The sequence below is a fragment of the Mesorhizobium bavaricum genome (assembly GCF_056781655.1).
This window is the reverse complement of the sequence record NZ_JBXAYV010000001.1, coordinates 59,698-72,142: the sequence shown is the minus strand read 5'-3', so window position 1 is coordinate 72,142 and position 12,445 is coordinate 59,698. Positions and strand designations below refer to the sequence as shown.

14 protein-coding genes are annotated in these 12,445 nt (G+C 61.8%); 5 read left to right on the top strand and 9 right to left on the bottom strand.

Going from position 1 to position 12,445, the window contains the following annotated elements; genetic code table 11:
- Positions 1-61: 61 nt before the first annotated feature.
- Positions 62-385, top strand: coding sequence for a type II toxin-antitoxin system RelE/ParE family toxin (locus tag AC1RZR_RS33120; RefSeq protein WP_136621818.1), 324 nt, complete (start codon positions 62-64; stop codon positions 383-385).
- Complete coding sequence (locus AC1RZR_RS33115; protein ID WP_481829422.1) at positions 382-663, top strand: helix-turn-helix domain-containing protein; 282 nt, start codon at positions 382-384, stop codon at positions 661-663. The genes AC1RZR_RS33120 and AC1RZR_RS33115 overlap by 4 nt, the downstream gene beginning before the upstream one ends.
- A 132-nt stretch (positions 664-795) precedes the next feature.
- On the opposite strand, the gene AC1RZR_RS33110 is transcribed toward AC1RZR_RS33115, so the two are convergent.
- Entirely contained in the window at positions 796-3,300 is a 2,505-nt protein-coding gene (locus AC1RZR_RS33110) for a relaxase/mobilization nuclease domain-containing protein (RefSeq protein ID WP_481829421.1), read from the bottom strand.
- Positions 3,297-3,614, bottom strand: coding sequence for a hypothetical protein (locus AC1RZR_RS33105; protein WP_481829420.1), 318 nt, complete (start codon positions 3,612-3,614; stop codon positions 3,297-3,299). Before AC1RZR_RS33105 ends, AC1RZR_RS33110 begins: the two co-directional genes overlap by 4 nt.
- 420 nt (positions 3,615-4,034) lie before the next feature.
- Here AC1RZR_RS33105 and AC1RZR_RS33100 point away from each other — a divergent pair, with 420 nt between their 5' ends.
- From AC1RZR_RS33100 to AC1RZR_RS33090, 3 genes are all read left to right on the top strand, one after another.
- The gene (locus AC1RZR_RS33100) at positions 4,035-4,727 is read left to right on the top strand and encodes a nucleotide-binding protein (RefSeq protein WP_481829419.1); all 693 of its coding nucleotides are present in this window, start codon (positions 4,035-4,037) and stop codon (positions 4,725-4,727) included.
- Positions 4,724-5,065, top strand: a complete 342-nt coding sequence (locus tag AC1RZR_RS33095; RefSeq protein WP_481829418.1) for a hypothetical protein — start codon at positions 4,724-4,726, stop codon at positions 5,063-5,065. Before AC1RZR_RS33100 ends, AC1RZR_RS33095 begins: the two co-directional genes overlap by 4 nt.
- 215 nt (positions 5,066-5,280) lie before the next feature.
- Positions 5,281-5,715, top strand: a complete 435-nt coding sequence (locus AC1RZR_RS33090; protein ID WP_481829417.1) for a WGR domain-containing protein — start codon at positions 5,281-5,283, stop codon at positions 5,713-5,715.
- 250 nt (positions 5,716-5,965) lie between these two features.
- Here the strand turns inward: AC1RZR_RS33090 and AC1RZR_RS33085 are convergent, their stop codons facing one another.
- From AC1RZR_RS33085 to AC1RZR_RS33055, 7 genes are all read right to left on the bottom strand, one after another.
- On the bottom strand, positions 5,966-6,547 hold the full coding sequence (locus AC1RZR_RS33085; RefSeq protein WP_481829416.1) for a thermonuclease family protein: 582 nt from the start codon (positions 6,545-6,547) through the stop codon (positions 5,966-5,968).
- A gap of 716 nt (positions 6,548-7,263) precedes the next feature.
- Positions 7,264-7,575 (bottom strand): DUF736 domain-containing protein, encoded by a 312-nt coding sequence (locus tag AC1RZR_RS33080; protein WP_027054589.1) that lies wholly within the window; start codon positions 7,573-7,575, stop codon positions 7,264-7,266.
- Between the two features lie 823 nt (positions 7,576-8,398).
- Positions 8,399-9,325 carry an ArdC family protein gene (locus tag AC1RZR_RS33075; RefSeq protein ID WP_481829415.1) on the bottom strand — a complete coding sequence of 309 codons (927 nt, stop codon included), beginning with the start codon at positions 9,323-9,325 and terminating at the stop codon, positions 8,399-8,401.
- A gap of 340 nt (positions 9,326-9,665) precedes the next feature.
- A complete protein-coding gene (locus AC1RZR_RS33070; RefSeq protein ID WP_481829414.1) occupies positions 9,666-10,253 on the bottom strand; it encodes a hypothetical protein in 588 nt (195 codons plus the stop codon).
- 26 nt (positions 10,254-10,279) lie between these two features.
- Entirely contained in the window at positions 10,280-10,609 is a 330-nt protein-coding gene (locus AC1RZR_RS33065; RefSeq protein WP_481829413.1) for a hypothetical protein, read from the bottom strand.
- 400 nt (positions 10,610-11,009) lie between these two features.
- Positions 11,010-11,894, bottom strand: coding sequence for a DUF7007 domain-containing protein (locus AC1RZR_RS33060; RefSeq protein ID WP_481829412.1), 885 nt, complete (start codon positions 11,892-11,894; stop codon positions 11,010-11,012).
- Positions 11,891-12,367, bottom strand: coding sequence for a UCP036055 family protein (locus tag AC1RZR_RS33055; protein ID WP_481829411.1), 477 nt, complete (start codon positions 12,365-12,367; stop codon positions 11,891-11,893). The genes AC1RZR_RS33060 and AC1RZR_RS33055 overlap by 4 nt, the downstream gene beginning before the upstream one ends.
- Between the last annotated feature and the right edge of the window lie 78 nt (positions 12,368-12,445).

Here is a 12,445-nt window from a genome sequence, read left to right as displayed (position 1 = left end):
CGTAAAATGCGATTGATTTCACTCTAGCCAACCTGTATCAAAACCGATACAGTGCACCCCGATGAAGGTGATTGAATGGCTTGGAAGCAGTAGGGCGGATGTTCGAGCGTTTCCTGACGATGCGCGGATAGAGGCCGGCTGGCAGCTCGAACTTGTCCAGCGCGGCGACGATCCCGACGATTGGAAGCCTATGCAGATCGTGGGGGCCGGCGTCAGGGAAATCAGAGTCCGAGAGGCATCCGGAGCGTTCCGCGTCATGTATCTGGCAACCCTGGAGGACCGCGTTTTGGTGCTTCATGCGTTCCAGAAGAAGACACAGGCCACATCCAAGAAAGACCTCGATCTGGCGGCTCAACGGCTAAAACGATGGAAGACAGAACGATGAATCTAGAAATCTATGAGAACGTCTGGGACGCCCTGGCGGACACCGAACAGGAGGCAGCAAACCTTAAAGCGCGCTCGGCGCTGCTCTACGAAATCCGTAAGGCAGTCCAGCGTTGGGGCATTCCCCAGGAGGAAGCCGCCAAGCGGCTCGGCCTGACGCGCCCTCGTATCAATGATCTGCTGCGCGGTAAGCTCGCCAAGTTCTCGCTTGACGCGCTCGTCAACATCGCCGCCTCCGCTCACTTGGATATAGAAATCCGGGTGAAGGAGGTTGCATAATCACGAGGTGTCTAATCCTCGCCTTTCCTCGGAGTACATCCGCGTTTGGACGCGAGCGTGGGCCGAACGGAGCGCTGCCAGAGCCCCGGCTTAGGGAGCAACGAGCCTACGCGGTGCTGCATGGCGAGGTGACTATTGCTTTTGCGGCTTATGTGAATCCGGTTCCTCGCCATCCACGGGTGAGGTGTTGATGCTTTTCGATTGCAGGCGCTGCAGCTCTTCGAGACGTTCGCCCTTGACCGTGTTTGGATCGAGCCGTTCGGACGGATTCTGCGCCAATGCGCGAGCGGCCTCGCTTGCAGCCTGCGCCTCGCGAGCTTCCTTCGCCGCGATGCTTTCGGCATTTCGAACCATTTCGCGGTCTTGTGCAACCTGCTCAAGCGATGTCGGATCGATTGAGCCGGCATGTTCATCACGAAGTTGTTGCTCGATGGCACGATTGCGGATTTCGTTCGCGCGCTGTGCCTCTAGGTGCTCCGTAGCGTCGATCTCACGTGCACGATTTGTGAGCTGCACGGCCGCTGGTTCATGTTGAGCAGGACCATATTCTTGTCGCGCCTTTTCCCAAGCATAATCTTTAACATGTTCAGCAAAGGGCTCATCTTGTTCCGCGTTTCTTTTCGAATAGAATTCGTCATCTGAGCGTTGCACGGATCTTGCGAACGCCGCTACATCAACATCCGTCCATTCCGACGGATCTTTGATCCTATACTGTTCATCTTCCATCTCCCATGCTCTTGCGATAAGCGCTTCATTTCGTGATCCGGCGATCTGATGCGCTTCTTCATGCGAAATGTGCGTCACACCGCGTTCCTGCAGTGATTTGAGATCCGTCCGGATCGCCAATAGCTCCATGGTGGGCGCTGCCCGCCGCAAGAACTCCGCTTTGTTCTGGCCGTTCATCATGGCCGCTGTCTTGTTAACGGTCTCGTTGATCTGTTTCAGGTTTTCCCGCATCTGGTCCGCGCTGGCATCTGAACCCATTCGAACACCCTTTCCATCTCGAATAGCGACCACAACACTACCTGATCGGACAGCTTGCGTCATCCGATCAATTAATTGACTCGCCATCGTGTTATCCGGCTGAGCAGCTGCGACGGAGCGCCAGTCCCGAAGGCTTGCCTGGGTGGCCCGCAGCTGGCGCGCCGAAATCGGTATCTTGATCGGGTTGGCCCTCGCGTAGTCGATCCGTTGTCGTGCTTTCTCGATGACGTGCGGGTTTGCACGGGCATAGGCGCGGTCCCGCGCCTCCCTACCTGGCCGCGGCTTTTCGGCCGTGGCCACGATCGCCTTGTCGCGCGGACCATAGCTTTGTGATGACGCTCGATAGGCCGCGGAGGTCGCGACGATTTTCATGCCCTGCGCTTGTGCGTGCTGGGCATAGAGAGCGCGCCATTCGCGAAGCTGGGCCGGACCTGGTCGCAATCGCTGACCATCCTCACCCTTCACCGCGACGATGGCATGGACATGAATATGGCCGCCCTCCTCGGCCATATCGGCATGCATCCCAAAGGCGAATTTGTGATTGGGGAACTGTTCATGCAGGAACCCACGTGCGGCCCTTATCAGAGCTTCCCTGTCCTCGCCCGCCTTGGCCGACAGGATCATGTGCATCGTGTCGCGAGGCTTGTAGGAATTCAGCGTCTTGTCCCAGGACTGCGCGGTCTGCCGAACCGCCTCCTCAGACGCGATCGTGGCGCCGTCGGCGCCGATCGCGGCTCCGTCATGGGTAAGGCGCGAGAGCTGGAACACGACACCGGCTTTGCCGTGGCTGGGTTCCCCAATCGGCTTCACCGAAACGGCATCCCGCTTGACACCAAGCGCCTCGCAGATCCGCGAGGCGATCATGGCCCGGGTTGGTGCCGAGAACTGGCGATCATGCTGGCGTCGATCGGAAAGGTGAAAGCGATGCTTCACCTTCTTGTCCCCGTTCTCGCTCTCCACGACGCTGTGTCCGGCCATTGTCGAGACAACACGCGCGACGCTCGATCCGTCCTGCAATGTGTCGATGCGATAGGCGAAACCGTGGCCGGCAAAACCAGCCTGAACCGCCAATGAAAGGCGCTCGGCACTCTCCTCCCCTGCCAGCGAAAGCCGGAACGTCGCCACATCCTCGCTTTCCCGGCGCTTGTCGAAGCCCTTGCCCCACTGTTTCATTTCCTCGGCAACGGCCCCCTGCGTTGCAAGGATGCGCGCATCATGCGTTTCGAGCGCGACGCCCTCCTTCTGGATATACTGACCGATGGCGGCTGCCCTTGCGACGCCATGCCCGTAGGAAATCACCTTCAGAACCGCCGGCTGATACCCGGCCGCCAGCTTGTCGGCAGCCGCCCTCGGCGCAAGTCCGCCGGCGAGCTTCCGCCGATTCGTTGGCAGGGGGAGGTTTAGTCGCCCGGCTTTACCGCGCGGCGGCTCGAGCTCCCGGGGAGACGAGCGCGGCACCGCCGGTTCCGGGGACTGGCTTCCCCCGAAACCGCCCTCCTCCTTCCGGCCGCGAACCGTGAGCAACCAATCATCGTCATTTCCAGCAAGGGACAACATGGCCCGTTTCCGGCGCTTGCGGTTCTCGTCTTCAAAAGCTGCGCTCGCGCGAATCCGATCTTCTATGGCCTGTATGGACGACTGGTCGAGGTTCACGCGCGCTCACCATCCAGCAGATGCGCCGCCTTCCGAAGTTTCAGGCCGTGGGCGATCGTCATCGCCGTCAATTCGGCGTCGACGGCTTTCACCCTCTCATCCAGTGCTTCCCATATCGGCAACGCCGCCTCCATGGGGACGGCGTGGCCGGAATGAATGGCATGGAGAAGCTGGCTGAGGTTTCGGCCGACCATCCGGACTTGCGAGGCCAACGCCGCGACAGTGCGTGAATTCTCAGCCGACAGAGCGGGACCGACATTCAGACTGGCCCGGATAATGCGTCGCAACGTCTCCGCCCGGTCAAGCTGGAACACCTTGCAGGCCTCGTCCAGGAGCGCGCCCGCCTCCGGCCCGAGATCGATCCGGGAGCGCTTTCGAGTGTCTTTCTGGGCAGCGATAGTGTCCAAAATTCCTCACCATGGCGGATGGGCCTCCCGTCGAAGACGGTCCAGGTCAAAGCGAAGCGACGACCTGCTCAGCCAATTTGGACCCAAATTGCGTATCTTGTCAATTCACTGAACAACATTATAATAACTAAATGACTCGGTAATCCATCACCTTCTATGCCTCTGGAAACATTGCACCGATGCGCAAATTCATATTATCACATAGACACTTATGTGCCTTCACACCTTGTCGCATCGGCGCATAGGCATAATGCAAGAAAGTCACTTTGGCGCCAAAGCGCAGAGGCGATTTGGCGCCAAAGTGACACGCGAATATTGGGAGAAAAGATGCCGGAAAAACGCGCGGTGCAAATCACAGTGGCCTCCCCTAAAGGCGGGGTCGGCAAGACCATGACCACCATCCTGCTCGCTGGCGAATTCGCCGCCGCCGGTCATCGGGTGACGGTGCTGGACACCGATCCGCAACTGTCCGCGGTGGAGTGGAGCAAAAACAGTCGCCGCGCCGGCTACGCTCTTTCAAACATCGACGTCATCCCCATCGGCTCGACCGACGAACTGATCGATCGGCTGGCCCAATCCGACGCCGAGGACCTGCTGCTGGTGGATGTGCAGGGCACGGCCGTGGCCGCACTCGGCCCGGCCGTCGCCAACGCCGACTTCGTGTTGATTCCGACGAAAGCGCATGTCTTCGATGTCAAGCAATGCCTCGGTCTGATCCGGCACATCCGCTCACTTGGCGGACGCCACCGCGAAATTCCCTACGCGGTGATGCTCAACATGGTTTCGGGGATCGAGCACAACACGATGGCCTTCCGCACAGCCATCCAGCTGCTGCGGCAGGCCGACGCCAGCGTGCTTGAGACCTTTCTGTCGCAGCGGCCGACCTTCGCCTCGATCGCAACGGCCGGGACGCTTTACGAAGTGCAGCCTGTGAACAAAGCCGTCGAAGACGCTCGCGACCAGACGAATGCCCTGACTGCCGAGATCATCGGCAAACTGAACGGAGCCACCACGCCATGAACGAGAAAAGCGATCGGACCGCAAACCAGCTGCCGCTGCCCGCCCTAAAACCGCGTCCACGTTCGGATGATCCGTTCTCGCGCAACATGGCTGCCATAGTGGAATCCAGCATCAGCGAAACGGAAAGCCTGGAGGAGCAGACGAGAGCCCAGTCTGCCAGAGCGGCGAAAGCGAAGCTCGAAAGGCCAAAGGCAGGCGGCGAGACAGCCCGGCTGCACACACGCATTCCGGTCTCGCAGATGATCGAGCTGCAGGTCCATTGCGCGCGCAATAGGACAACCATGCAGGAGGTGGTGCAGGACCTGATAACGGAATTCCTTGTTCGGCAGCCAAAGTAGCCAGACGCGCTGATTAGCGTCGATTTTCGTCACGACCGACCGCGTATGACTCGGGGCCCAACGAGGCTTCGCTACATCCCCCCGGGGAAGGCCATCCCAGATGCCGCTGCACGACTGACGTTCGGTTCCATCCATCACGCGCGTGAATCGATCCGCGTCCGCTGATTCAAACCAATCATTGGACGCGCGCGTCCGGCTGCGCGATTCTGTCCGCCATGATCGCGCAGCACTATCGCCTCTATATCGAACGCCGCGATGCGGATCGGAACATGGCGCGCTTCTATGCGCTGTCGATCGAGGAGACCCTGTTCGGGCAGACCTGCCTGGTCCGCCGTTGGGGTCGGATTGGAACCAACGGCCGCACGGTACAGCACTCCTTCGATACCGAGGGCGAAGCCGTCGGGTTTTTCCTCGAGCTGCTGCGCGCCAAGCGGATGCGCGGCTATCAGCCGAGGTCCGCCTACCCGACGCGCAGAAGCGATCTCGTCTGGTTGACGGGGCAGCCGCTGGGACGAGCTGTCGGGCTTGGGTCAAGCGAGGAATTCGACGGCGTCGACGATGATTTCGGCGCTGTAGCCGCTCGATGCCCGCTCTATCCGTCCGCTTCAAGGAGTGGATACGCGCACGCACCCCGACCGACATGCCCTTGACGCTTCTGCAACGTCTCGGGCGAGGCTGTTCCACCTTGATGCGCGGCCATTCGATCTCCTGCTCGTGTAGCGGTTTCGCCTTGACCACCATGCCGTCGACCGGCCGGGCGAGATGTCGCCAGCCGGAAGTCAGCGATCTTGACGCTGCCATAGATCGACAAGTTCGGGGCCGTCGCCGATGTTGCAGTCAGCGCTCCCGCCGCTCGCGCCAGCGCAGGTGAAAAACAGGGCAACACCTGCCCCCTGTGACTTAACGCTTTGCTTTCCGCCAACCAGCGGCCACCGCCTCTTCCTCGCTGCAGAACCACCGCTCTCCCTTGCTGGTCGTGATTACGGTGCGATCGTAATACTGTTGGCCGGGCATGTGATAGATGTGCTCACTGTGAGCGTTGATGTTGCCCTTGATGTTGCAGGCACTGGGCGACGCAGCGAGCAGGGGAGCGATCGCCGATGGCTGTTCATTGTCAGCGCGATGCTCGGCACGCCAATCCCAAGGCGCTTCAAACGTTCCTGCCCAGATGCCAACCTTTGCCGCCTTAGCCTTCTCCTGTAGCCTGGCGTAGGCACCTTGGCTGTATTTCGGCCAATCAAGAGCTTGCCCGTTCTCGACCATCCAGACGGCGACGCTGGCCCCATCGGCCCGGCTACAATTGCCGACATAGCGGCCGTAGCGATCCCATGACACAAACATGCACTGGGTCGGTCGGGAGGCGGCGAGAAAGGCTTCGAGAGCCGCCGCAGACTTGACGCCACATTGATACTGGAAGCCGTTGGCGTCGTCGCACGGCTGACTCCGGTGCATCGATACCATTGAAGCGAATGCGCTGGCCATGGATCTCGATCGTGTCGCCGTCGATCACAGAGGCGACGCCAGCAATTGCCACCGGTCTCGGCCTGATTAAATTCTGCAGATTGATGTCCGGCAGCAATCCGCTGGTATGCATGACAAACTGAGACACCAAAGCGGAAGCCGCAGCTACGGTCACCCAGACCAGCCGCATCGGCACGTTGGCCCAGCGTCGTACCAGCGAGCGTCTTGCGCCAGTGCGCTTGTGCCACGCGCTCGACCGATCATCGTAGCGGGATTTATCCAAGCCCCTTCTCCCCGGCGGGGAGAATGCGCCCTGAATATAGGCAAAGTCCAGAATCTTATCGGAGCCGCTCAACGGCTCACCTGTCGTGAAGTAGAAGGGACATTGCCGCTCTATCTGTCATGACACGGCTCTGGATTTGCTCAGCCGGGCGGCACCATGGCGAGCGCGCACGAGAGTGGGCAAGGCTCGTGCAGCGACCGGCGCAGCAGGCGCACGGAGGAGCCGAAACGCGTCAGCATTTTGGTGAGGCCGTCCGGCCCTTGCGGCGGGCCGAAAAGCCGTAGGCTCAGGTGGGAACAGAGGGGACACCGGATTCCAATAGGGGCCCGCCACGGTTTTGCGATGCCGACGGAGTCACGCCCGAAAGGCGACGCTTCTTGCTCCGCCCGTCTGCCGGCGTTCGTTTGGGAACGGCCGAAGGCCCCGCCTTGCGGCGGAGCCCTCGTCGAGGCGATCAGTCCCGGTTGGGGCGAGACCAGATCAGCTGCAGGCCTTCCTCGCCTTCCACCTCGATCAGGGTGGCGTAGATCGGAGCGGGGAAGCTCGGGTCGTCCAGCTTGACCGAGAGGTAGTCGCGGCCCTCGTTGGAGACCTTCTGCCAGGCGGCTCCGAGATCGACGCTACCCGAGTAGACGCGGAAGTGAGGGCCTTTGTCGGAAGGGTTCTCGACGCGGATCAGCTTGGCCTTGACGTTGAGGTTGAGGGTCTTGATCGCTCCGGAAAAGCCGGAGTTGCCGTTTGAGGTGAAAGTGCCGATGGTAGCCATTTGTCGTCTCCTTGAGTTTCTCGGGCCGCGACCACCGCGACCTCGATGGCGGTCGACAGACCGGAGGCGATCGGCCTGCACCCACCGGGGTCCCCGTTGCGCGTGCGCAATGGGGTGGTCCTTAGGGCCGGAACGACAGTGAAGGGCAGCCAGGGCGCGAGTTTCTTGTTCGCGCGGAATGATGGCGAAGCCAGCAGGGGAAGAAAGTCGCGACCGGCTGTTGCGGGCTTGAGAACGAGGCGGAGCGAAGCGAAGACGGCCTTCGGTCAGACCAGCCACATCGAGGACGCAGGTGGTGCGCCCCTCCATGAAACCGCGGCCACGGACGACAGGCGGAACCTATCGGCATGATCACCGCAACCGCAGCCACGGTGGGGCGCCATCAAGCCCGGCCGTCCACGTCAGCGTCATGCAGAACGAAGGCCCATAGCCGGAAAGAACGCGCCAGCCTGCTCATATCGGTTGAACCACGACGGGGCCGACAGGCCAAACTCCAGCAGCCAAGCAATCTGCTGCTTCAAGCACGAACCGCCCCTTGACGGTCATGGACATACGCTTCTCCGACTGGACGCCGCACGGGCCGGCTGATTGGCTCCGGCCCCCGGGTTACCGCTCGGACAGGGCCAGCCGCAAGGCGGGGCCTTCAACCTGCTATGCATGTCGGTGTGCGTGATCGTCCAGCCTGCAAAGTGGCGTTGGCTTCAGCACCATGTGCCGCCATCAGGGCGAGCGCGCTCGATGCACTCCCCCGCCGGGGCTGAGCACGCGAAGGCGGATCGAGGAGGGCTCGGCGCCCTCCCCTTGCAACGCGGAGCGCGTAATGTCAGGCCGCCTTCCCCAATTCTTTCGCCTGCGGCTGGAGTTCGTGGAGATAATTGACCGCGCGTTGCGCGTGGGCGGCTGCCTGGAAGATCGCGCGCTTGTCGCCGCCGAGCAAGCTGGCCCACCCCTGAATGTAGGCCGCATGATCGGGCCTCGGCTCGAGCTCGGGGACGATATCGAGGTCCGCGCAGAGCATGGCGGCGCCAAGCTCGACGAGCAATTCTTCGCGCGCGCGGTCCGTGCGGTCTTTGTGGTAACGGCTGAGGTCTCGGTTCAGTCGATGGGGAGCCGCCGTCCAGTGCAGGGTTTCGTGCGCGCGCGTAGCGACGAACGAAGCCATGTCCCGGAAAAATTCCGGGGACGGTAGCTGCACATGATCGGAAGAGGGAGAATAATAGGCCTTGTCTCCGCCATACCGCACGACCGCTCCAGCATTGTCGAAAAAGCGATCGGCATGCTCGATGCGCTCGCCAGGATCGGTAACAGGATCGGGCGCCGCGTAGTAGTGGGCCGGCAGACCCTCGATCTGGTCGGCGCAGAATACCGTATAGGCTTTCAGGAACGGAATGCCCCGTTCGACTTCTTCGCCATGAGCATCGGTTTCGGTCCTGGTGAAGCGGCTGGCATAAACCACCGTTGAGCCGGTTTCCCCCTTGCGGACATGACCCCCCAGTTCGACGCTCTGCTTGAAGGTTATCCACGTCGGAGAGACGAAGCCTTTCGAAGCGGCCTCCGACCAGAGAAGCAAGGTATTGATGCCCTGATACGGAAGGCCATTGTGGCGTAGCGGGCGCGTGATGCGACCCTTCGCATTGACCACGCTCCACGGCCTCACCCATGGGCGCACACCCTTTTCCAGGTCCGCGACGATGCGATCGGTGATTTTCGCGTAGATGTCGACGCGGGGCGGGTTGCTCTTCTTGTCCATTTCAAACCTCCATTCGAGGCCGCGCCGATCGCGGCCGTCACGAGGTCCGACCGCGCAGGACCGCAGGTCCGCGAACCCGGTCGAGGATTCAATCGGAGGAAGGAGAAATCTCGCAGCCGGGCCGCAACGGCAGTGGAGGACGGCGAAGCCGTTTCGCGGCCGAGGACCGCAAGCAGGACCATCATTCGTGACGGCCGCGATCGGCGCGGCCAAACCAAAGGAATTTCCTTCTCTTTCAAGGATCTGGGGTCGAATACATTGCCACACGCAGGCAGGCAGGCGCCCCGTAGGGAGCCAGCCTATGGAATGGGGCGGAACCGAAGTTCCGCCCCGAAGAGTGTCAGCCAAGAGCCGCCATCTGGAGATCGGCTGCCTGCCGGTTAAGGGTCTGGCCGGGGTTCTCGGTCCAGCGTTCGTAAGGCTTCCAGGCTTCACCAACGACGTGCTCGTAGGCGGCGACGGCGCCCTCGGCCGCCATGCGCAACGCATGTGCCTGCAGGCCCATTTCGGCGGCGAATTCGCGCTTGCGCTGGGCCTTGCTGTCGAATCCGACCGGGCCGTCAATGTCTTCGTCGCGCGTGTCATTGGCGAGCTTGGCAGTGGCGTCCTTCGCCTCGGTGACGGCCTTCGAGTAGAACTGGCCTGCTCCATAGGCCGAACCGACATGCGAGCCGACGATCCTTTGCAGGTGGATCTGCATGGCCTTTTCGGAAAGACCCTCGGACAGCGTATCAGCGCTTTCGATCAGGCTGCGCTCATGGAATTCACGAATGCCGTCGCTGTCGAGGACGGAGAGGCCGAAGCTTTCGGAAATGAGGGTGGCCTGGTGGCCATCCGGGCAGCATAGCCGGACCATTTCGAGGGTTGTGCCCTTGCGGAGCTGGACGACGCGGGCCTTGGTCTTGGTGGAGCGGGTTGAACTGGACATTGAACTTTCCTTTCTAGCGATGCCCTTCAGGTGTTCCGGCCCTTGCCGGTTTTCCCTGCGGGTGCGGTCGAAAGGAACCGGCGGAAGCTGGACGCTTCAGGGTCCGGAGCCTGCCAGGCGAGCGAGGTTGGCTTGCGGACAAGCGGGGCCAGTTCTTCACTGGCCTTGCGCGGGACGCGGGCCAGACTTGCCGAGATCGGCGGGTTCCGGCCGCTCCGCGGCGCGATAGCGGCCTTGAAGCGGACAGCCGCGGGTTCAGACCGCAGCAAACCCGCCGGGAAGACCGGCAAGGGGATGGCACGGATACCGGCATGCGGGAAGGATAAGCACCCGGTCGACCCGCGCTGCCATGCCATCGCACCGCCTGCCCAATGACGCTGGGCGTTCGCGGTTTGAACGCCGGCTGCTGGTATAGATGAGCTGCGCCGGTCCGCCGCTGCGGATCAGATCTTTGGCCTGCTGGCACGTGAGACTAACAGCGCACCGTATTCAATCCCGAGGCGAGGGCAGCGGTGACCGATCACAACGACGACCACGTCTATGGATACGACAGGGGAATGGCACCAGCCTCGGAGATGGCTGCCATCAAAGCTTGTGCCGGAAGCATCGAAGTGCGCGACGCCGCCGGCACCATGCTGGCCGACGGCGATTCCGTCGTCCTCGCCCAAGGACCTCGAGGTCAAGGCTGCCGGCCAGACCGTGAAAAACGTCACGGTGATCCATGCGAAAGAGCTGCGCGGTGATCGGGGACAGACATTATGCGTCCGTCCGCTGCCAATCCATGAAGCTTGATGGCCCGCCATAGACACGGTGGCGTGCAACATCGATTACGAATCCAAAGCGGCCGACATGATATTCGTCGGTCGCAACGAGAAAGCGACGTTCCTCCGTGCCCTGTCCGCGCTTGCCGCCAGGGGTCGCGATAATTTCGGTGAACCCGGCCTGGTGCTCGCAACGTATCGCCGACACCACGACCCAGTCATCGGCATGCTTCTCGAAAAATGCTCGCTCGTCCTTTTTCGCGGATTGGCCGGGTTCGAGCACCCTCCCGTGGATCGCCTCCCAGGCATCCGGGTACCAGTCGCGGATGGTCCTTGCCGCACAAGCCTTCTCGAAGTCCGTGAAGAGCTGCGGGAAGGCTTGGGCGACGGCCGCCCAATGGCAGTCCTCTTCATACCAGCCGCCAAAGGCACGAAGCATGTCATGGACTTTGCGATTTCGCGCCGCCGACAGATGGAACCCGCCATGGCCTGCCGTCGAGTGAGCCACGACGCCCTCGGCATAGACGGTCGCTCCCTGCGAGGTTCCCCATGGCGTGTGGGCACGGGAATGGATCTCGCGACGCCCGAGAGCTGCGCGCTGCTGCTGGTGGAGGGCCTTGTCCTCGACATGCGCGCGAAACGCCGCCTCGTCGGCAAGCTCACCGGCATGGCCGTAGAAATCGCTGCGCGTCCATTCGGCCATGGGCCGGCTGATACGCCAGCCCGTGACGAGATAGTGCCGGCCATCGCGGGCTGGAGCCATGGCGAAGGCGTGCTCACCGACAAGGGCAACGCAAAGCCCGTCGGCGCTTCGGCCAAAAGAAACTCCCGGGAAACCGGGGGCTTCGACGTCATGGGTTTCAGAAGTTCGCGCAGTCATGCCGCCGTCCTCCCCTCTACAGCAACCACAGCTACGGTGTCGGCCGTGACTTGCTGCAACACGGCGTTCGGATAGCCGTGGCGAGTAAGCCATTCCTCGGCAGCCATGCGATTGGCGGCAAGATGGACAAGCTCCGCATCGTCGCCGGCGCGGTCGAGAACGAGAACCGTGCCGATGGCGGGCCGCTCGTTAATCGAAAACTTCAGGTCGCTGTTCACCGAAAACGTCTGGTGCACGCGCAGCACAATGGTTCCCTGACTGCCATAGTCAGCCTTGTGCAGGGTGATCGAGGCGGGCAGCGTGGTATTGCCGACGCGGGCTTCGGCCTGCTTGCGGATCAGCCGGCCGCCGCTGTTCCGGTTCTCCCAGGCGGCGAGCTTCTTGTGATGCCGCTCTGGCGGGCGTGGCGTTCCGTCGGAATAAGTCACGATCGAACCGAGTGGAACGAGGTCATAGTTCAATTGAGCCGACATGATGGTCTCCGTGTTGCTCATGGTGGAAACAGAACCGCCGCCGGTGATGTGCCGGCGGCGGAATAATCGTTCGGAGGG